The organism is Tessaracoccus sp. OS52 (genome assembly GCF_020687685.1).
Taxonomy (GTDB): Bacteria; Actinomycetota; Actinomycetes; order Propionibacteriales; family Propionibacteriaceae; genus Arachnia.
Genome location: NZ_JAJEWM010000001.1, coordinates 336,433 through 355,645, shown reverse-complemented (window position 1 = coordinate 355,645; position 19,213 = coordinate 336,433). Strand labels below are relative to the sequence as shown.

Annotated in this window: 14 protein-coding genes; 5 read left to right on the top strand and 9 right to left on the bottom strand. The window is 68.3% G+C overall.

Features of this window, described 5'->3' with window-relative positions:
- Position 1: 1 nt before the first annotated feature.
- The 4 genes from LKO27_RS01500 to LKO27_RS01485 all read right to left on the bottom strand — a co-directional run bounded on the left by LKO27_RS01500 (position 2) and on the right by LKO27_RS01485 (position 5,157).
- On the bottom strand, positions 2–1,339 hold the full coding sequence (locus LKO27_RS01500; RefSeq protein WP_227735140.1) for a dipeptidase: 1,338 nt from the start codon (positions 1,337–1,339) through the stop codon (positions 2–4).
- Between the two features lie 21 nt (positions 1,340–1,360).
- Positions 1,361–2,227: a sugar ABC transporter permease gene (locus LKO27_RS01495; RefSeq protein WP_227735139.1), complete on the bottom strand. Its 867-nt coding sequence runs from the start codon at positions 2,225–2,227 to the stop codon at positions 1,361–1,363.
- Positions 2,227–3,798 (bottom strand): ABC transporter permease subunit, encoded by a 1,572-nt coding sequence (locus LKO27_RS01490; RefSeq protein ID WP_227735138.1) that lies wholly within the window; start codon positions 3,796–3,798, stop codon positions 2,227–2,229. The genes LKO27_RS01495 and LKO27_RS01490 overlap by 1 nt, the downstream gene beginning before the upstream one ends.
- An 81-nt stretch (positions 3,799–3,879) precedes the next feature.
- Positions 3,880–5,157, bottom strand: coding sequence for a maltose ABC transporter substrate-binding protein (locus LKO27_RS01485; RefSeq protein WP_227735137.1), 1,278 nt, complete (start codon positions 5,155–5,157; stop codon positions 3,880–3,882).
- 170 nt (positions 5,158–5,327) lie between these two features.
- Here LKO27_RS01485 and LKO27_RS01480 point away from each other — a divergent pair, with 170 nt between their 5' ends.
- Positions 5,328–6,323, top strand: a complete 996-nt coding sequence (locus LKO27_RS01480; protein ID WP_227735136.1) for a LacI family DNA-binding transcriptional regulator — start codon at positions 5,328–5,330, stop codon at positions 6,321–6,323.
- Positions 6,320–7,927, top strand: coding sequence for an alpha-amylase family glycosyl hydrolase (locus LKO27_RS01475; protein ID WP_227735135.1), 1,608 nt, complete (start codon positions 6,320–6,322; stop codon positions 7,925–7,927). Before LKO27_RS01480 ends, LKO27_RS01475 begins: the two co-directional genes overlap by 4 nt.
- Positions 7,928–7,934: 7 nt before the next feature.
- On the opposite strand, the gene LKO27_RS01470 is transcribed toward LKO27_RS01475, so the two are convergent.
- Positions 7,935–9,212, bottom strand: coding sequence for an MFS transporter (locus LKO27_RS01470; RefSeq protein ID WP_227735134.1), 1,278 nt, complete (start codon positions 9,210–9,212; stop codon positions 7,935–7,937).
- Between the two features lie 52 nt (positions 9,213–9,264).
- Positions 9,265–10,443, bottom strand: coding sequence for a xylose isomerase (xylA, locus tag LKO27_RS01465; RefSeq protein ID WP_227735133.1), 1,179 nt, complete (start codon positions 10,441–10,443; stop codon positions 9,265–9,267).
- A 66-nt stretch (positions 10,444–10,509) separates the two neighbouring features.
- Here xylA and LKO27_RS01460 point away from each other — a divergent pair, with 66 nt between their 5' ends.
- Positions 10,510–11,772 carry an ROK family transcriptional regulator gene (locus LKO27_RS01460; RefSeq protein ID WP_227735132.1) on the top strand — a complete coding sequence of 421 codons (1,263 nt, stop codon included), beginning with the start codon at positions 10,510–10,512 and terminating at the stop codon, positions 11,770–11,772.
- 6 nt (positions 11,773–11,778) lie between these two features.
- Here the strand turns inward: LKO27_RS01460 and LKO27_RS01455 are convergent, their stop codons facing one another.
- Complete coding sequence (locus LKO27_RS01455) at positions 11,779–13,935, bottom strand: multicopper oxidase family protein (protein WP_227735131.1); 2,157 nt, start codon at positions 13,933–13,935, stop codon at positions 11,779–11,781.
- 221 nt (positions 13,936–14,156) lie between these two features.
- Positions 14,157–16,415, bottom strand: coding sequence for a phosphoribosylformylglycinamidine synthase subunit PurL (purL, locus tag LKO27_RS01450; RefSeq protein WP_227735130.1), 2,259 nt, complete (start codon positions 16,413–16,415; stop codon positions 14,157–14,159).
- A gap of 265 nt (positions 16,416–16,680) precedes the next feature.
- On the opposite strand from purL, the gene LKO27_RS01445 reads away from it, so the two are divergent.
- Both LKO27_RS01445 and LKO27_RS01440 read left to right on the top strand, forming a co-directional pair.
- On the top strand, positions 16,681–17,565 hold the full coding sequence (locus LKO27_RS01445) for an endonuclease domain-containing protein (RefSeq protein ID WP_227735129.1): 885 nt from the start codon (positions 16,681–16,683) through the stop codon (positions 17,563–17,565).
- 191 nt (positions 17,566–17,756) lie between these two features.
- Positions 17,757–18,119: a hypothetical protein gene (locus LKO27_RS01440; RefSeq protein WP_227735128.1), complete on the top strand. Its 363-nt coding sequence runs from the start codon at positions 17,757–17,759 to the stop codon at positions 18,117–18,119.
- 157 nt (positions 18,120–18,276) lie between these two features.
- On the opposite strand, the gene LKO27_RS01435 is transcribed toward LKO27_RS01440, so the two are convergent.
- Positions 18,277–19,086, bottom strand: coding sequence for a DUF1206 domain-containing protein (locus LKO27_RS01435; RefSeq protein ID WP_227735127.1), 810 nt, complete (start codon positions 19,084–19,086; stop codon positions 18,277–18,279).
- Between the last annotated feature and the right edge of the window lie 127 nt (positions 19,087–19,213).

Below are 19,213 nucleotides of genomic sequence, written 5' to 3'. Positions count from 1 at the left end.
CTTACCGTGCGACCGCCGCGAGGTTGACCAGCAGCAGGGCCTCGGCGGTGGCCGCCTTCGCCAGGTCACCCAGGTCCAGGGACTCGTCGATGCCGTGCATCCGGGAGTCGGGGTCCGTCACCGCCGTGACCAGGACGATGCCGTCGGGGTTCCGGTTCGCGAACTCCGCGACGATGGGAATGCTCCCGCCGCACCCGATCTCGACCGGCGCCATCCCGAAGGACTCAACGAACGCCTGCCGGGCGGCCTCGGCGTAGGGGCCGTCGAGGCTGATCGTGCTCGGTCCGCCCAGCTGGCCGTCGCTGACCTCGACGCGGGCGCCCCACGGTGCGTGTTCCAGCAGGTGCCGCTCGAGCGCCTCCTGCGCGGCCACTGGGTCCTGGCCCGGGGCGAGCCGGACACTCACCTTGGCCGACGCCGTCGGGATCAGGGTGTTGGAGGCCTCGGAGATGCGGGTGGTGTCGATGGCCAGCACGGAGGCTGCCGGTTTGTACCACATGCGCTGCACGACGCTGCCGGTCCCGGTCTGCTGCACGCCGTCGAGGACCCCGGTCTCCGCGCGGAGGCGGTCCTCGGGGTAGTCGAGGTCCGGTCCCGGGTAGGAGTCCAGCCCCGCGATGGCGACGTCGCCTCTATCGTCGTGCAGGGTGGCGAGGAGGCGGACCAGGGCGGTGAGGGCGTCGGGCACGACTCCGCCGAACTGCCCGGAGTGCAGGCCCTGCTCGAGCGTGGAGACCGTGACCACGGCGTCCACCAGGCCCCGCAGCGACGTGGTGAGGCTCGGCTGGCCGACGGCCCAGTTCACCGAGTCGGCGATCACGAACACGTCAGCGGACAGCTCGTCGGCGTACCTGTCCAGCAGCGCGGGCATGGAGGGAGAACCAATCTCCTCCTCGCCCTCGATGAAGAGCTTCACGCCGACGGGCGGGGAGCCGTCGAAGGCACGCAGCGTGGCGAGGTGGACGGCGATGCCGCCCTTGTCATCGGCGGCCCCCCGGGCGTACAGGCGTCCGTCGCGCTCGTCGGGCGTGAACGCCGGCGAAGTCCACAGCTCATGTTCGCCCGTGGGCTGCACGTCGTAGTGCGCATAGAGCAGGACCGTCGGCATGCCCTCGGGCGCAGGGTAGTGCCCGTAGACCGCCGGCTTGCCGCCAGCCTCGAGCAGCCGCACCTCGGGGCAGGCCGCGCCCTTCAGCAAACCCTCGATCCGGTGAGCACAGGCCAGGACATCGGCGTCGTGTTCCGGCTGTGAGGACACCGACGGAATCGTGATCAGCTCGTGCAGGTCTGCTATGACGGAGGGCAGCACACCCTCGACGTCCCAGGCGAGGTTTGTCATGGCCCAACGGTACCGTCCGGGCTAGCCCTTGACAGAGCCCGCGGTGAGGCCGCCGACGATGTACTTCTGCAGGTACATGAACAGCACGATGATGGGGACGGCGGCAATCACGGCGGCCGCAGCGAACAGCGACCACGGAGCGTTGCGCTCGTCCGATGCCCAGAAGTAGAGACCGACGGCGAGGGTGTAGTCGTCGGGGTGGGTGAGGACGATCTTGGCGAGGATGAACTCGCCGTAGCTGGCGACGAACGAAAGCAGTCCCACCACAGCGAGGATGGGGGTGACCAGCCGCATGATGATGCCCCAGAAGATCTGGGCGTGCGTGGCGCCGTCGATCTTGGCGGCCTCGTCCAGTTCCCGGGGGATCGTGTTGAAGAAGCCGTACATGAGGAACGTGTTGGCACCGAGTGCCCCGCCCAGGTAGACGGCGATCAGGGCCAGACGCGAGCCGACACCGAGCACCGGGAAGATCTCCCCGAGGGTGAGCAGCAGCAGGAAGATGGCCACGAACGCGAGCATCTGCGGGAACATCTGGACGATCAGCAGGAAGGTCAGCCCGCCCCGCCGGCCCTTGAACCGGAACCTGCTGAACGCGTAGGCCGCGGCTGCTCCCATGACGACGGTGCCCACCGACGTCGCGGTGCTGACGATGAACGACTGCAACAGCCAGCGCGGGAAGAGGCTGCCGAAGAGGTCCTCGAAGTTGGCGAGCGAGAACTCGCGGAAGAGCTCTGCGGACCCGGTCAGCGTCGCCCCCGGATTGAGGGAGGTGGACAGCACGTAGAGCAGCGGGAAGACGCAGTAGAGGATGAACACGACGGCGAAGACGTGCTTCCAGCCGACCTCCTTCCACCAGCGGGCGCCGCGGAGTCCGGTCTTGTTGGCCATCACATGATCTCCTCGAGCTTGCGGGTCTGACGGAAGCCGAGCCAGGAGACGAGGCCGACCACGAAGAAGATGAGTATGGACAGCGCAGAGGCGAGGCCGTACTGCTTCTGACCGGACTCGAAGGCGATGGAGTAGACCATCGAGATCAGGATGTCGCTCTCACCGATGACCACGGGCGCCCCAGGTAAGTTCGGTCCTCCCCCGGTGAGCATGTAGATGAGCGAGAAGTTGTTGAAGTTGAACGCGAAGCTGGAGATCAGCAGCGGCGCGGTGGAGACGAACAGCAGCGGCAGGGTGATCGAGCGGAACCGCCGCCACGGCCCGGCGCCATCCATGACGGCCGACTCGGTGAGTTCGCCGGGGATGGACTGCAGCGCGCCGGTGCACACGAGGAACATGTAGGGGAAGCCCAGCCAGAGATTCACCCCGAGGATGGACAGCTTGGCGAGGTTGCCGTCGCCCAGCCAGTTGATGTCCTGGCCCAGCCACTCATTGATGATGCCGAAGCGTTCGTTCAGCATTCCCTTCCACACCAGCGCCGCCAGGAAGCCCGGGAACGCGTAGGGCAGGATGAACAGGGAGCGGTACAACCGTCGCCCCCTGATCCTGGGGTCGTTGTAGATCACGGCCAGGGCCAGGCCGAGCGCGAAGGTGGTTGCCACCGACAGGATCGCGAACGCGAACGTCCAGGCCAGGATCTGCACGAACGGGCCGCTGAGGCGGGAGTCGGTGAAGACCTTCGTGAAGTTCTCCGTCCCCACCAGCACCCGCCAGCCCGGCGTGAGGGACGTGCCGTCGTCGGCGACGAACAGGCCCCGCTCCGGGTCCGCGGTGTAGACCTTGCCTTCAGCAGTGGTGAACGTGTCGGCGGCCTCGTCGTAGACAAGGCTGGACTTGGCGACGAAGGCCATCGTCGCGTTGTCGGTGCGCAGCCAGCCGTCGTCGGGGTTGTCGGACAGGCTGACGCGCAGTTCCAGCACCTCTGACTGCCGGTCCAGGATGTCGGCCAGCACCAGCGTGGTGTAGCCGGGCACCTCCAGGACCTTGTCAGCCTGGACCACCGCGTCCGGCGCCTCCGTGAGCGGGTCCTCCGCGTCGCCCACCAGGGGCACACCGTCGCGGACGATGCCGAAGGCCAGCTCGCCGTCCTTCTCCAGCACCGTGACGGGAAAGGTCTGCGTGCCCTCGACGCGGCGGTCGGCCGTCTTGAGGATCTGGGTGATGGCCGGACCCTTGGAGTCGTTGTGCCCGTCGCCGTAGTTGGTGAAGGCGACGTAGGCCGTGTGGCCCATCACATACAGCTGGTAGACGGCAAGGAACACCAGGCCGGGCATCAGGTACTTGGCGGGGATGGCCCGCTTGGAGAAGTAGACGTAGTCGGCGATGGCGAGAGTGATGACGAGGAACGTCATGACTCCCCACTCCTGCTGCGCCCAGGAGGCCAGGATGCCGTAGAGGCCCAGCGCGTTCACCACGGCCATGAGCACGAGCTTCACCCAGAAGCCGGGGCGTGACAGGTCACGGGCATGGGAGAGCCTCGGGCCGTCTTGAGCCTTTCCGGATTGCGTCACGACGCGTGGTCCCTTCCGATTCGGACGGGCGCGTGGGTTCCAACGGGGACCCACGCGCCCATCACGGCTGCGATGGCTGGATCAGATCTCGCCCTGGATGTTGGCGATCATCTCGTTCCAGGCGGTGGCGGGATCCGCGGCCCCGGTGATGATGCTCACCTGGGCAGCGCCCCAGTAGGTCCACACGGCACCCATCTCGGGGATGGCGGGCATGGGCTGCCCGAGCTTGCCGGCCTCACCGAACCCGGCGAGGATCTCGTCGTCCACAGCGGCCGCCGACTCGGTGTTGGCCGGGAAGCGGCCGTCGAGTTCGTAGAGCTGGGTCTGCGCCTCGGCGCCTGCGAGGAAGGTCAGGAACTGGTTGGCGAGCAGCGCGTTCTCGGAGTGGGCCGACAGGTAGACGCCCTGGAAACCGAGGAAGGGGGCCGACGGCTGGCCACCGGCCGACGGCACCGGCAGGACGGTCACGTCCATGTCGGCGGCGACGAAGTCGGCGACGTACCACGGGCCGGTCACGATGTAGGGGGTCTTGCCGTCCAGGAAGCTCTGCTTGGCCTGGTCTCCGCCCACGGCGGTGCTGAGCACGCCCTCGTCGGCCAGATTCTTCAGGTAATCGGCGAACGCCAGGCCCTCAGGGCCGGCCATCCCGAGTTCGGTGGTGTACTCGCCGTTCTCGCTGACGAACACGGGCGCGCCGAACGAGGTCTGCAGGGGGTACAGGTGGAACGCGTCACCGCCCTCGCCCTGCTGGATCACGACGGGGAACTCGGCTCCGAGCTCCTTGCCCTGCGCGACCAGTTCGTCGAACGTCTCGGGCGTCTCGGTGGCGAGGGCGTTGTTGCGGACCAGGCCGATGTTCTCGCTGGCGTAGGGCACGCCGTAGAGCTGGCCGTCGTAGGTGAAGCCCTGCACTGCGGGCTCCGGGAAGTTGCCGACGGCGTCGCCGAGCTCGACGGGGGCGATGACGCCGTTGTTGACAAGGTCACCGGTCCAGTCGTGCGCGCCGACGATGAGGTCCGGCCCTTCGCCGGTGGGCGCCTGGGTGACGAACTCAGTCTTGATGTCCTGGGTGGGCTTCTGCACCATCTCGACTGCGATGCCGGTCTCGTCGGTGAAGCTCTTGGCCACCTCCGTGAAGCTGTTGACCCGGACCTCGTCGGCCCAGATGGTGATGCTGCCGGAGGCGGCCGGGGCGCTGGACTCAGCGGTGGTCTCGGTGGCCTCCGCGGTGGTCGCAGCCTCGCTGGCCGACTCGCTCGTCTGGGTTGAGCTGGTGCTGGTGGGGGTGGTGCCGCTGCCGCAGGCTGCGAGAGTCATCGCCAGTCCTGCTGCCGCCACGGCAAGGAAGCTCTTGCGCATGTCAGGTATCTCCTCGTCCTTGAGAACTGGCGCCGATTGCCAGTCGGGATGACCATAGCAAATTTGCAGCAACTTTCAGCAAGTGCGGCCTCACAGTTTGGTAACGTTTGCCGGGCTGGTAACGTTTGCGGGCACAAGTCACCGTCGATCAGGTCGAAAGAGGAACCCAGATGGCCCCAACGAAGCGGACGAGGATGGCCGACCTGGCCCATCTGGCCGGGGTTTCCACCGCGACCGTCTCCCGCGTCCTCAGCGGCAAGCCCGGCGTGAAGGAGGACACCAGGCGCACGGTCCTTGACGCCATGAGCCAGCTCGGCTACGAGCGGGAGTCAGGGGCGGGCAAGCGCGGCAGCGTCGTCGCCATCGTCGTACCCGAACTCTCCAACCCGGCCTTCCCGGCGTTCGTCGAGGAGTTGGACATCCTGCTGTTCGCCGCCGGCCAGCCGAACGTGGTGTGCCCTGCGGGGACCTCCGGCACGGGCGAGATGCAGCACCTCGAGACCCTGCAGAACCTCAACGTCACAGGTGTGATCTCGGTCTCCGGGACGCCTGCTGACAGCCTGGGCTCCAACGAGCACTACCGGCGGCTGATCGAGTCCGGGATCCCAGCGGTCTTCATCAACGGCTACGCGCCGGACCTGCGGGGTGCGTTCTTCTCCTGCTCCGACGCCGAGGCCGTCTCCGCCTCCGTGACCCACCTGCGGTCCCTGGGGCACGAGCGGATCGGGCTCGCGATGGGCTCGGAGCGCTACCTGCCCGCCAGGCGGAAGGTCGACGCGTTCCTGGCGCTCGGCTTCACGCGCGCCGACATCGCCAGCACCATCTTCACCGCCGAGGGTGGGCAGCTCGCGGCGGGCCGGCTCATCGACTCCGGCCACACCGCGCTGGTGTGCGGCTCCGACATCATGGCGCTGGGCGCCATTCGCGAGGCCACTTCCCGGGGCCTTTCGATTCCCGACGACCTCTCGGTGGTCGGGTTCGACGACAGCCCGCTCATGGCCTTCACCGCACCGGCCCTCACGACGATCCGCCAGCCCGTCCGCGCCATGTGCGAGGCCGCCGTCGGCGCCCTGCTGGATGGTCTGGCGGGGGCTACTCTTGACCGTTCCGAACTGCTGTTCCACCCCGACCTGATCATCCGCAACTCGACGGGACCCCTTCAATGAACCAGCACCAGTGGTGGCGCGACGCCGTCATCTACCAGGTCTACCCCCGCTCCTTCGCCGACGGCGACGGCGACGGCTACGGCGACCTGCCGGGCATCATCGAGCGGCTGCCCTACCTCGTGGACCTCGGGGTGGATGCCGTGTGGTTGTCGCCCTTCTACCTCTCCCCCATGGCCGACGGCGGCTACGACGTCGCCGACTACCGCACCGTCGACCCGCTGTTCGGGAAGACCGAGGACGCCCACCGCTTGGTGGCGCGGGCCCACGAACTGGGACTGCGGGTCATCTTCGACCTGGTCCCCAACCACACCTCCGACGAACACGAGTGGTTCCAGGCCGCCGTGGCAGCCGGACCCGGCTCCGCTGAGCGGGACCTCTACATCTTCCGCGACGGCCGCGGGGTGGACGGCGAAGAGGCTCCCAACAACTGGCGCAGCGTCTTCGGTGGGCCGGGCTGGACGCGCCTCACGCGGCCGGACGGGACTCCGGAACAGTGGTACCTGCACCTGTTCGACGGGAGCCAGCCGGACCTGAACTGGAACAGCCCCCGCGTCCGGGAGGAGTTCGAGGCCATCCTGCGCTACTGGCTGGACGCCGACGTCGACGGCTTCCGCGTGGACGTCGCCCACGGCCTGGTGAAGGCCGACGGCCTCCCTGACGAGACCCGTAATCCCGAACTGCTCGGCCTGCAGGCCGGGCCGATGTGGGACCAGGACGGCGTGCACGAGATCTACCGCTCGTGGCGCCGGGTGCTGGACTCCTACGACGCAGACCGCATCCTCGTGGCCGAGGCCTGGGTGCACACGGACCGGATCGCGAACTACGTCCGCCCCGACGAGATGAACCAGGCGTTCAACTTCGAGTTCCTGGAGTGCGCGTGGGATGCCGCCGCCTACCAGCAGGTGATCACCTCGTCCCTCGCCAAGGTGGCCACCGTCGGTGCCCCGACGACGTGGGTGCTGAGCAACCACGACGTCCTGCGGCACCGCAGCAGACTCGGACGGGACGACACCTCGAACCGCTACGGCATCGGAGCCTCCGATCCCCAGCCGGACAACGAGCTGGGCCTGGCCCGCGCCACGGCGGCCACGCTGATGATGCTGGCGCTGCCAGGCTCGGCGTACCTCTACCAAGGCGAGGAACTGGGCCTGCCGGACCACACCACGCTGCCCGACGACCTCCGTCAGGACCCGACCTGGTTCCGTTCGAACCACACCGAGGTCGGCCGCGACGGCTGCCGCGTCCCCATTCCGTGGGAGGCCGACGCCCCCGGCCTCGGGTTCTCGCCCACCGGCCAGACCTGGCTGCCCCAGCCAGACAGCTACCGGCAACTCGCCGTAGACCAGCAGCAGGGGGTCGATGGGTCCGTGTGGACCATGTACCGCGACGCACTGCGACTGCGCAAGGAACTGGCCCTGGGCACGGGCGAGCTCGAGTGGGAAGACCTAGGCGAGGGCGTCGTCGCGTTCCGCAACGGCGACCTGCTGGTGGCGACCAACGTCTCTGCCCCGACGGTGGATCTCCCCGAGGGCGAGGTGCTGCTGGCCAGCGGTGCCCTGGAGGGCAACGCCCTGCCCGTCAATACCACGGTCTGGCTGCGCTGAGCTTCGGCTACCGGCCGGGTTCCGGGTCCTCGCCCGCCTTGTAGACGTCGAGGCGCAGCGGCCAGCGCAGGCGGAGCCGTGCCCGCAGGCCGCGGTAGGTCACCAGGAACAGGCCGACGCCCAGGAAGGTGAGACCGCAGGCGAGCGCGCCCACCAGCAGGGTCCAGCGTGGCCCGAGCACGTCGCCCACCCAGCCGACGACCGGCGCGCCCAGCGGGGTGCCGCCCATGAAGATGGCCATGTAGAGCGCCATGACCCGGCCGCGGAACTCCGGTGCCGTGGAGAGCTGGACCGTGGAGTTCGCCGTCGTCATCACGGTGAGTGCGAACAGTCCGCAGGGGATCAGCGCCAGGCCGAACAGCGTGTAGCTGGGCGCCAGGCCGGCCAGCAGGCAGAACAGGGAGAACAGCCCCAGCGCGCCGAGCAGTATCCGCAGTCTGGGCCGCCCGCGCCGGGCCGACAGGAGCGCCCCCGCCAGCGTGCCCACCGCCATCAGGGAACCCAGGAGTCCGTACTCCTCTGCACCCTTGTCGTAGACCTGCGTGGCCATGAGTGCGATGGTGATCTGGAAGTTCATGCCGAAGGTACCGAGCATGAAGACGATCACGAAGATCAGCAACAGGTCCGGTCTGGAGCGGACGTAGGCCACCCCTTCCCGCACCGTGCCGCGGTTCTTCGACTTCGGGTTGAGGAGCAGCTGGTCGTCGCGGATCATCAGCAGTCCCATCAGCACGCCGACGAAGCTCAGCGAGTTCACCAGCAGCGCCGGTGCCACCCCCCACCCGCCGATGACCAGACCAGCCACTGCTGGACCAAGCAGTCTGGCGGCGTTGAACGACGCGGAGTTCAGCCCGACGGCGTTGGCCACCAGCCCGGGGCCCACGAGTTCGTTCACGAAGGCCTGCCGGGCCGGATTGTCGAAGGAGACGACGACACCCTGCAGGAACGCCAGTAGGTAGGCGTGCCACAGCACGGCGACGTCGGTGGCGACGAGGAGCCAGAGCGTCAGGCCGGTGACGGCCATCAGCACCTGGGTGACGATGAGCAGGCGCTTCTTGCTCACCCGGTCCGCGATCAGCCCCGCATACGGCGCCAGGAACGGCAGCGGCAGGAACTGCAGGCCGGTGATGATGCCCAGCGCCGACGCGGACCCGTCGGTCAGCTCGGTGAGCACCAGCCAGTCCTGGGCGGTCCTGCCCATCCACGTCCCGACGTTGGACACCAGCGCCCCGGCCGCGAACCAGCGGTAGTTGGGGACGGCCAGGGAGGCGAAGGTCTTGGACATGTCGCCCTCAACCCTAGGCCAGCCCCTCCCCGGCCGCCCGGGCTTGCCCGGATCAGCCGATCAGGTGCTCCAGGGCCAGTTGCTGGAGCTGGACGAAGTGGTACTCGCGGGCGCCCTTGGCGTCGGCGTCGAACTCCTCCTCGGCCGCCAGGAAGTCGGCCACGGACTCACCAGCCCCCAGCGTGGGCTCCGCGAGCTCGAAGATGCTCGCCTCCCTCATGAGGGCCTGGACGGCCGGATCCTGCCGGAAGGAGCGGGCCTTCTCCGCGAGCATCAGGTAGCCGACCATGTTGGCGCGGGCAGAGTCCCACACCCCCTGCATGCCCTCGGTGCGGCTGGTTTTGTAGTCGAAGTGGATCGGGCCCTCGTAGCGGGGGGCGTCGGGAGAGGCGGGGAAGCCGTTGACCAGGAGGTCGACGGTGAAGAAGGCGCTCATCAGGTCGCCGTGGCCGAAGGCCAGGTCCTGGTCGTACTTCAGGCCCCGCTGGCCGTTCAGGTCGATGTGGAAGAGCTTGTTGCAGAACAGCGCGAGCGCGAGCCCATGGGTGTAGTTGAGGTTGGCCATCTGCTCGTGCCCGACCTCGGGGTTGAGGCCGACGATGTCGCCGTTCTCCAGTTGGGCGATCAGGCCCAGCGCGTGTCCGATGGTCGGCAGGAAGATGTCACCGCGCGGCTCGTTGGGCTTGGGTTCCAGCCCGATGCGCAGGTCGTAGCCCTGGGACTTGATGTACCCGGCGACGGTGTCCAGCCCCTCGGCGTAGCGGGCGTGTGCCGCGTGGAGGTCCTTGGATGAGTCGTACTCGGCACCCTCCCGGCCGCCCCACATCACGAAGGTGCTGGCCCCCAGCTCCGCGGCCAGGTCGACGTTGCGGAGCACCTTGCGCAAGCCGTAGCGGCGCACGGCGCGGTCGTTGGAGGTGAGGCCGCCGTCCTTGAAGACCGGGTGGCTGAAGGTGTTCGTGGTCACCATCTCGATGACGAGTCCGGCCTTGTCGGCGGCGTCCTTGAGCTTGGCGAAGGTGGCGCGCCGCTCGTCCTCGGGGGCGTCGTAGGCCACGACGTCGTCGTCGTGGAACGTGATGCCCCACGCTCCCAGCTCGGCCAGCTTGTCCGAGTACTCCCACGGGTCCAGCTTCGGGCGGGTGTCGGTACCGAACGGGTCGGTGCCCGTCCAGCCCACCGTCCAGAGGCCGAATGAGAACTTGTCAGTCTTGGAAGGCACAGGTGCCATTGTCACTCCTCAGCGAGTTTTGTTGTCTCGAACAACTTAATGGCGGGGCACGGTAGAGTCAAGCCCATGTCAGAAGTTGAACCGGCGGCCCCGGCTGCGACGCTGAGGCGCCGCTCCCGGCCGACGTCCTCCCTGCGCTCCCAGCAGCCCGGCGCTCGCCAGTCAGACCTGCGGGAGCGCAACCTGTCCTTGGTCTTCAGGCAGGTCCTGGCGTGCGCCGAGCCACCCTCGCGCGCCGACGTCGCCGCCCTGACCGGCCTCACCCGCTCGACGGTCTCCCGGCTCGTCGACGAACTGCTCGGCAGCGGGATGCTCCAGGAACTGGAAGCGCTCGGCACCGGACGCGCCGGCAGACCTGCGCTGCCCCTGGTGGCCAATGGCGGGACAATGCACGCGCTGGGCCTGGAACTCAACGTCTCACACATGGCCGTGTTCGTGATGGACCTGGACGGCACCGTCCTTGCCAGCGGTTCCAGAGAGGGTGACTACTCCCACTCCAGCCCCATCGAGGTCCTGGACGAGCTCGCAGACCTGGCCAGGTCCGCTCTGGAACGCGCCGCGGACGGCAGACTCGTCGGGGCCGCGCTCGCCGTCCCCGGGCTGGTCGACTCCAGCCGCGGCGTCCTGCTCCGGGCACCCAACCTCGGATGGGTCGACGTGGGCGTCGGGGAGATCCTGCGCGGCTTCCTCTCGTTGCCCGACGACGTCTTGCTCCTCGTCGGCAACGAGGCGGACTTCGCAGCCGAGACCGTTGCGATGGAGGCACCCGGACGGCCCTCGACCATGGGCGACTTCCTCTACATCTCGGGAGAGACGGGTATCGGTTCCTCGGCGGTTATCGGCACCGGTGTGGTCGCCGGCCGCCATGGCTGGGCCGGGGAACTGGGCCACGTGTGCGCGGATCCCGAAGGATCGGTCTGCGGCTGCGGCGCCCAGGGCTGCGTGGAGGCCTTCGCCGGGGCGAAGGCGATTCGTGACCATGCCGGGGTCTCCTCGATCGAAGAATTGCTGGCCGCCGCCGAGGCCGAGGAACCAGCCGCGCTCGAAGCACTCCGGCGGGCCGGGGACGCGCTGGGCATCGGCGTCTCTGCAGCGCTGAACCTCCTCGACCTTCCGGTCGTCGTGATCGGCGGACACCTGGGACGGCTGGCGCGCTGGGTGGTGCCCGCCCTTGAGCAGCAGCTCCAGAGCCGGGTGCTGGCCCACGAGTTGTCTCCTCCGCGGATCATCCCTGTCGAGGGTGAGGCCCCGGCCGCGCTGGGCGCGGCCATGGCTGCCTTCCGTCCCGTGCTGGGCGGCCCGGCCGCCTGGCTGGGCAAGGTCGGCTGAACCGACTCAGTGGGACGGCGGCTCCGGCTGGCCCGGTTGGACCGGCCCGATCCGGTAGGGGCGCATCATCTCGTTGTCCTCATGTTCGACGATGTGGCAGTGCCAGACGTACTGCCCGGCCGAGGTGAACCTCATCCGCACGCGGGTGACCTCGCCCGGGTAGGCAATCACCGTGTCCTTCCAGCCGAGTTCACCCGGCTCCGGCGCCATGGGCTGGGACCCGGCGTCCACGACGACGGGGTGCGGTCCGTCGTCATCGTCGGTGACCATCAGCTTCTGCCTGTCGACCAGCTGGAAGGCCACCTCGTGGACGTGCATCGGGTGCGCGTCGGCCGTCGTGTTGTGGAACTCCCAGACCTCGACGTCGCCAGGTTGCGGGTTCTCGGTGACCGCGTGCAACCACTCGAGCGGAGTCCCCTCCCTGGTGGTCGGATCGATGGTGCCGAGCATCGCAGCCGCGGGGGCGTCGTCGAAGTGCATGGACATCATCTCGGCCAGCAGGAGCGGACGGGTGCGGGTCGGCGCGGGCAGGGGCGCGAGCGCGGGCAGCGCGAGGAAGGCGGGCGGCGTCGTCGGGTCAGCGGCGGCGGCCGGAATCACGCGGAACTGCATGACCTGCCCGGTCCCGCCCGGGTTCGCGACCTCGAAGTCCACGCCTGGAACACCGCCGCCGAAGGGCTCGTCAGGACCGATGTTGCCCAGTACCCACTCCCCCACCGGCACGCCCGTGAAGTCGACCACGACGTCGGCCCGTTCTGCCGGTCCGAGGAGCAGGGTGTTGCCCGCGGTGGTGACGTCAACGGGAGCGGCGAGGAACCCGCCGTCGCTGCCGATCTGCCAGACCTCGACACCGGGGATGTCGCGGAAGTCCAGAATGAGGAACCTCGAGTTGCAGCCATTGAGGAGCCGGAAGCGGTACCGGCGTTGCTCCACGGTGTGGAAGGGCCAGGTGGCTCCGTTGACCATCATGGCGTTGCCGAAGAACTCGGGGTTCCAGATGGGTGAGACGTCGGTCTCCGGCACGAACGGTCCGCTGATGCCGTCGAAGAATTCGCGGCTGTCCGGGTAGAACAGGGAGCCGTCGGCACCGAAGGAGCGGTCCTGGATGGCGAGTGGGATCTCGTAGTAGGTCTTGTTGGAAGGAAAGGCGTCATTCGCCTTAGGAGCCGGTCCGGGCAGGACCGCCCGGGCACCTGTGCGGGTGTCGAGCACCGCGTCGTCGCCGTCGGGGCCGCCGCGGATGAGGTAGAAGCCCGCGGGCCCGGCGTAGACGTTGTTGCGTGTCATGCCCAAGGTGTGGTCGTGGTACCAGAGGGTGGCGGCTCGCTGGTCGTTCGGGTACTGGCACGTGGCTGACCCCGGACCCCAAGCGGCCCCGAACCTGGCGTTCGCCTTCGACGCGAAGAAGTCGTACCAGGTCCCCTCTGTGGCATAGCCGTCGGGGATGTCGACGGCGTCGGGCAGGTACCAGGCCTCGGCGTACCCGTCGGACTCGTCCCCGACGCCCACGGCGCCATGGACGTGCGTGACCATCGGAACGGGCCCGGTGTACCGGCCGGGGGTGGACTCGAACGCCGGCCTGGAGTCCCTGCCGGCCTCACCGCCGGACGGATTGGCCCAGTGCAGCGTCGGGTCCACCGGTAGCAGGTGCTGCAGGAAGCGCCCTTCGTCATCGACGAGGTCGTTGGTCCAGGTCACCCGGACCGGGCGCTGCCAATCGGCCTCGATCGTGAGGCTCGGGGCGTTGTGGATGAGCAGCCCCCGCTCCCAGTCGCGGGCGAGGGCGCCGTATCCCCATACAGTCGTGGCGGGCAGGGGTGAGGGCAGGATCTGCTGCTGGAACTGCCGCACGGAGATCTCGTAGTGGTCGGCGTTCTTGCCGCCGCGGATCCGCACGGTTCCGGCGCGGGGCATGACCGGCGGGACCAGCAGCGCCGTCAGGTACTTGGGTATGCCCGACGGCTCAAGAGTCGGTGAGGCCGCATCCTGGGGCAGTACTCGCTCGGCCTCGATGGCGACGGCCCGGCCCCCGACCGTGCCGACGAACCACAGCCCGAAGCCACCGCCCGCCGCTCGCAGGACATTCCTCCTGGTCACCTGCCGACCGCCCAGAGGTGCGGTTCTCGCGGCACTCGTGCTGCTGCCTCGGGTCTGTTTCGTCATGATGGCTCCCCCGCCACGCGCTGGAAACGTGCCGGGGTCTGCAACGGACCCACACAAACTTCACCTATGGTCATCGTTGACCCCGGTTGCTTGGGAGTCTAGTTGGTGAGGAGTGCCTGTCAAGGCTCACTTGATGCGGTTACGCCAAGATCGCGAACCGCGCCCACCGCGCCGACCGTCGAAGGGCGCTTCCGCGACACCGCGCGGCGCGGCTGATCAGTTCAGGCTCTCATGGCCTCTCGGATGGGGGCCCGCCAGGCCGCGCGCACCTCGTCGAGCGGGATGCTGAAGGCGCCGACGAACTCGCACTCCGCCTCGCCGGTCACCTCACCCAGACGCGTGACCGGGACGCCGTGCTCGGCGCACAGTGCCTCGAAACGCGCCAGGCTGCTGCCGGGCAGCGAGACGACGGCGCGGGCGCCGGACTCCGAGAAGAGCGCGACGGTCGGGTCGCCGTCGGGCAGCGTGACCGCGAACCCCATGGAGTTGCGCAGCGCCGACTCCACCAGGGCGACAGCCAGGCCCCCCTCGGAGAGGTCGTGGGCGGAGGACAGCAGCTGCTCGGCTGCGGCAGCCCGCATCACCCTGGCGAGGTTCTGTTCATCGGCCAGCACCACCTGCGGCGGCGTGCCGCCGAGGTGACCGTCGTGGATGGCGTCGGCCCAGATGGAACCGGACAGTTCCTCACGCGTGGCACCCAGCAGGAGAATGCCGTCGCCGGCGTGGGTGAAGCCTGAGCGGACGCGGTTGGCGACGTCGTCGATGACACCCATGACGCCGATGGTCGGAGTGGGCAGGATGGGGGTGCTGGCGGTCTGGTTGTAGAGGCTGACGTTGCCGCCGGTGACCGGGATGCCGAGTTCCTTGCAGGCATCCACCAAGCCTCCGATGGCCTCCACGAAGGTCCACATCACCTCCGGGTCCTCGGGGGAGCCGAAGTTGAGGCAGTCGGTGACGGCGACCGGCTCCGCGCCGGTGACGGCGACGTTGCGGTAGGCCTCGGCGAGCGACTGCTGCGCACCCAGGTAGGGGTTGAGGAACGTGAACCGGGAGTTCGCGTCCAGCGCGAGCGCGATGCCCAGGCCGGTCTCCTCGTCGATCCGGAGCATGCCGGAGTTGTCCGGCTGGGCCAGCACCGAGTTGCCGCGCACGTAGCGGTCGTACTGGTCGGTCACCCAGGACTTGTCGGCGATGTTGGGGTGGGATGCCACCTCGAGGACGGCGGCCCGGAGGCCATCGACCGAGTTGTCCCGCGGGAGGTCCTCGGCGCGGTTGGCGTTGACGCCGTCGAGCCACTCGGGACGGTGGTAGGGGCGGTTGTAGACGGGTCCCTCGTGCGCGACGGTCTTGGGGTCGACGTCGACGATGACCTCGCCGCGCCAGGTGATGATGAGCCGGTCGCCCTCGATCACCTCGCCGACGACAGTGGCCAGCACGTCCCACTTGCGGCAGATCTCCATGAAGCGCTCGACGTTGCCCGGCTCCACAACCGCCATCATGCGTTCCTGGGATTCGCTCATCAGGATCTCCTCGGGAGCGAGGGAGGAGTCCCGCAGGGGCACCAGGTCCAGGTCGACCGCCATGCCGCCGTCGCCGGCGGAGGCGAGTTCCGAGGTGGCGCAGGAGATCCCGGCCGCGCCGAAGTCCTGGATGCCGTTGATGACGCCGGCCTGGAAGAGTTCCAGGGTGCACTCGATAAGGAGCTTCTCCATGAAGGGGTCGCCCACCTGGACGCTGGGGCGCTTCGCCGGACCGGTCTCGTCGAAGGTCTCCGACGCCAGGATGGAGGCGCCGCCGATGCCGTCGCCGCCCGTCGCCGCACCGAACAGGATGACCTTGTTGCCGACGCCGGTGGCGCGGGCGAGGTGCAGATCCTCGTGCCGAAGGACTCCGACACACAGGGCGTTGACCAGCGGGTTGCCCAGGTAGGAGTCGTGGAACTGGACCTCGCCGCCGATGTTCGGCAGGCCAAGGCAGTTGCCGTAACCGCCGACGCCGGCGACGACGCCGGGTAGCACCCGGTGGGTGTCCGCCTCCCCAAGCGGGCCGAACCGGAGCGAGTCCATCACTCCGACGGGGCGGGCGCCCATGGCGAGGATGTCGCGCACGATGCCGCCGACGCCGGTGGCCGCGCCCTGGTACGGCTCCACGAACGACGGGTGGTTGTGGCTCTCCGCCTTGAACGTGACGGCGTAGCCCTGGCCGACGTCGACGACCCCGGCGTTCTCGCCGATGCCAGCCAGCAGCGGTCCGCGAGGCGTCTCCTGGCTGAGTTCACCGAAGCGGCGCAGGTGCACCTTGGAGGACTTGTAGGAGCAGTGCTCAGACCACATCACCGAGTACATGGCCAGTTCGGCACTCGTCGGCCTGCGGCCGAGGATCTCGCGGATGCGCGCGTACTCCTCGTCCTTCACGCCCAGCGCAGCGTAGGGCTGCTCGAGGTCCGGAGTGTTGATCGCGTCTGAAACAGTGTCTGCCACGGGCGACAATCTACCCTCCCACGCCAGTGGTCGCGCATCGCCGACCACCCCCTGAGTCCCAGCACGCGCCCAGGTCTCCGCACCCGGGTGTCCGTCGGGGTCCGCGAAGCTCCGTTCCGGGCCACCGAGCTTGCGGCGAGGAATGTTGTCCCCCAGGACGGAAGTGTTGTCTGCGGCCTGCTGGGTGTTTGCACGCATCGGCGATGTGTTGCCGGACCGATGTCCGCGTCGGGACTTTGCACCCAACATGGGAGTGGATTGTCCAATGAGCATCAAAGAGATAGTCGACTTCCACGGTGGCGTCGTGGCGATATCCAGCTACAAGTCCCTGCGCACCGGCTGGAGCCAGGCGGTGAGGAAGGGCTCCTTGGTGAAGGCACTTCCGGGGATCGTCATGGATCCGGGTCTGGAGGGTGACGGCGGCGCCTGGATCCGGGCGGTCAACCTGTGGGACCCGAATGCTGCCATCGCAGGTAGAGCGGCGGCCGCCCTTTCCTTCGACGCCACCACTGACGTGTCGGACGTGGTCGTCTACACCTCCCGACGCGTCGAAGACCGTGGCCTGCTTCGGTTCCGGCGGCACCAGATTCCAGCTGAGCACCTCGAGTGGACCGGGGACTTCCGCATCACCAACCCCTCGGCCACCGCGCTCACCGCCGGGCTGGATGGCGACTTCCAGACCGCGACCACGGCCCTGCGCCTCGGCCTGGTCTCGGTGGCCTCACTCACCGCGCTGGCTGGGCAGTGGGCTCCTGGGCGGCCACGGCCCGCACAGAAGGTTGCAGAAGCGCTGAGCCGCAACCCGTGGTCGGTGGCGGAGTTGGAGGCGCACCGCCTCCTCCGGGACCACGGAATCACGGGCTGGGTGGGGAACCTGCGTGTGACCCTGGCTGGCAAGGAGTGGGTGCTGGACATCGCACTGGAGGACGCCAGGATCGCATTCGAGATCAACAGCTTCGAGTTCCACAGTTCCAAGGAGGCGATGGAGCGCGACGCGGTCAAGGCCAACGCCCTCGCTGCAGGAGGTTGGCGCTGCTACGTGCTGACCCCGCGCCAGATCAGGGACAATCCAGAGGAGGCGACCGACCTCATCCGACGTGTGATCTGGAAGCGTCACCAAGCGAAGCCGCGGAACATCAGGAAGAGGTGAGGGAGGATTGGACAGAAACTCCGTTTTCTTTGCACTCGAGTGCAAGGAAAACGGAGTTTCTGTCCTTCTATCCATGGGGTGGCCAAGGTCGAGCTCTATGGCGACAGCCAGGCCGACGCTTCGGCCTCGTGGAATTCTCGATCCGGGACGTCGACAGTACCTCTGGATGGTCGCAAAGGAGCGTCGAGCGCGTGACCTCAGTGGTCAGTCCCCGGGGCTATGGGTGCCTACGCCCGACGGCCGACGCGTTCGGCGAAGGCGTCGAGCGCGTCAATGACATCTTGGGCGATCCACGCCCGGTTGCGCTGCCCGCCGCCCGCTCGTTTCAGGATGCCCGCCTCCTCGAGTTGCTCGACGGCGCGTTGCGCCGCAGACAGGGCGACGCCGGTGGCAGTCTCGACATAGGCGATGTTGACCGCAGGCTGGTTGAGCAGATGCGGGAGCAGGCGTCGTGCCGCCGAGCCACGCCTGGAGGCAAGGCTCTCGCTCCACCCTTCGTAGACCTGTTCCAGGTCTTCGACCAGAGTCCGGCCGTTGCCGATCGCACGGAATGAAGCGTTGATGAACTGTCGGATGATCGTCTCGACGTACCCCTCGCGGTAGTCCGTCAGCGCGTGGAAGTAGGCCGCCGTGTCGGTCAGCAGCCCGGCAGAGACCGGGACCGTCAGCGTGGTGTAACGAACTCAGGGTGTCGCGCACCCGCGCGGAGCGTCAGACCTTTGCCCGCCGTGCCCAGAGGAAGCAGTAGAACCCGAAGCAGGCGAACCCCAAGGCCACGGCGGCCAGCATCCACGGTCCGAATGGTGCGGAGCGCAGCGACTGCAGCGCGGCGTCGAGGCCGCCCGCAGTTTCGGGATCGTAGGTCCACGCCGCGAACACGAAGAGCTGGCCGACCAACAGGAAGGAGACCCCCTTCGCGACGTAGCCGAGGCGCGGCAACCACTTCCACCTGCCGCTGAGGCTGCCGTGCAGGTCCTCACTCCACTTGCCGGTGAACGCCTTGCTCGCGAGGTAGGCGCCGACCGCCGCCACACCCAGCCCCACCAGGGCCACCAGGACCTGACCGAAGGGCAGCGCCATCAGGGAGCCGCCCACCGCCGAGGCCGTGTCCCCCTCGGAATCGGTGCCGTTGGCGACGTTCGCCGCCGCGATCCCAAGGGCTGCGTAGACGACCGCCTTGCCTCCCGAGCCCAACCGCTTGCGCGTCAGCTTGGCGCCGGAGTATTCGTGATGCCCGATGAAGGCACTGAGCAGCTGCCACAGGGTGAGCGCGAAGAATCCGACGGCCACTGCCCACAGCAGCACCGGGCCGAGCGGGGTGTTCGCCAGCGCGCGCATCGCGCCGGCCTGGGAGGCCTCCTCGTCGGAGGCCCCGATGGCCAGCTGGACGGTCAGGAACGCGATCAGCAGGTGGACGACTCCGTAGACCACCAGACCACCCCTGACCGTCGCCTTGTAGGCCGGTGACCGGTCGATCTTCCGGGCAGCCTGCTTGGCGTCGTCGACGTCCGGGGTTTCCATGGCGTAACCATATCGAGACGTGAATTTCTCCGCGCATTAGCCGAAAATCACACAACTGCGACAAATCTGATGGAAGATTTGCCGCTAGAGGAGCATCGTCCGCTCCGTACCCATTCCTCTGAGGAGT

Bases quoted from the DNA above. Each gene is read 5' to 3' on its own strand.
- LKO27_RS01500 (WP_227735140.1), bottom strand. From the start codon at position 1,339: ATGACAAACCTCGCCTGGGACGTCGAGGGTGTGCTGCCCTCCGTCATA.
- LKO27_RS01495 (WP_227735139.1), bottom strand. From the start codon at position 2,227: ATGGCCAACAAGACCGGACTCCGCGGCGCCCGCTGGTGGAAGGAGGTC.
- LKO27_RS01485 (WP_227735137.1), bottom strand. From the start codon at position 5,157: ATGCGCAAGAGCTTCCTTGCCGTGGCGGCAGCAGGACTGGCGATGACT.
- LKO27_RS01480 (WP_227735136.1), top strand. From the start codon at position 5,328: ATGGCCCCAACGAAGCGGACGAGGATGGCCGACCTGGCCCATCTGGCC.
- LKO27_RS01475 (WP_227735135.1), top strand. From the start codon at position 6,320: ATGAACCAGCACCAGTGGTGGCGCGACGCCGTCATCTACCAGGTCTAC.
- LKO27_RS01470 (WP_227735134.1), bottom strand. From the start codon at position 9,212: ATGTCCAAGACCTTCGCCTCCCTGGCCGTCCCCAACTACCGCTGGTTC.
- xylA (WP_227735133.1), bottom strand. From the start codon at position 10,443: ATGGCACCTGTGCCTTCCAAGACTGACAAGTTCTCATTCGGCCTCTGG.
- LKO27_RS01460 (WP_227735132.1), top strand. From the start codon at position 10,510: ATGTCAGAAGTTGAACCGGCGGCCCCGGCTGCGACGCTGAGGCGCCGC.
- LKO27_RS01455 (WP_227735131.1), bottom strand. From the start codon at position 13,935: ATGACGAAACAGACCCGAGGCAGCAGCACGAGTGCCGCGAGAACCGCA.
- LKO27_RS01445 (WP_227735129.1), top strand. From the start codon at position 16,681: ATGAGCATCAAAGAGATAGTCGACTTCCACGGTGGCGTCGTGGCGATA.
- LKO27_RS01435 (WP_227735127.1), bottom strand. From the start codon at position 19,086: ATGGAAACCCCGGACGTCGACGACGCCAAGCAGGCTGCCCGGAAGATC.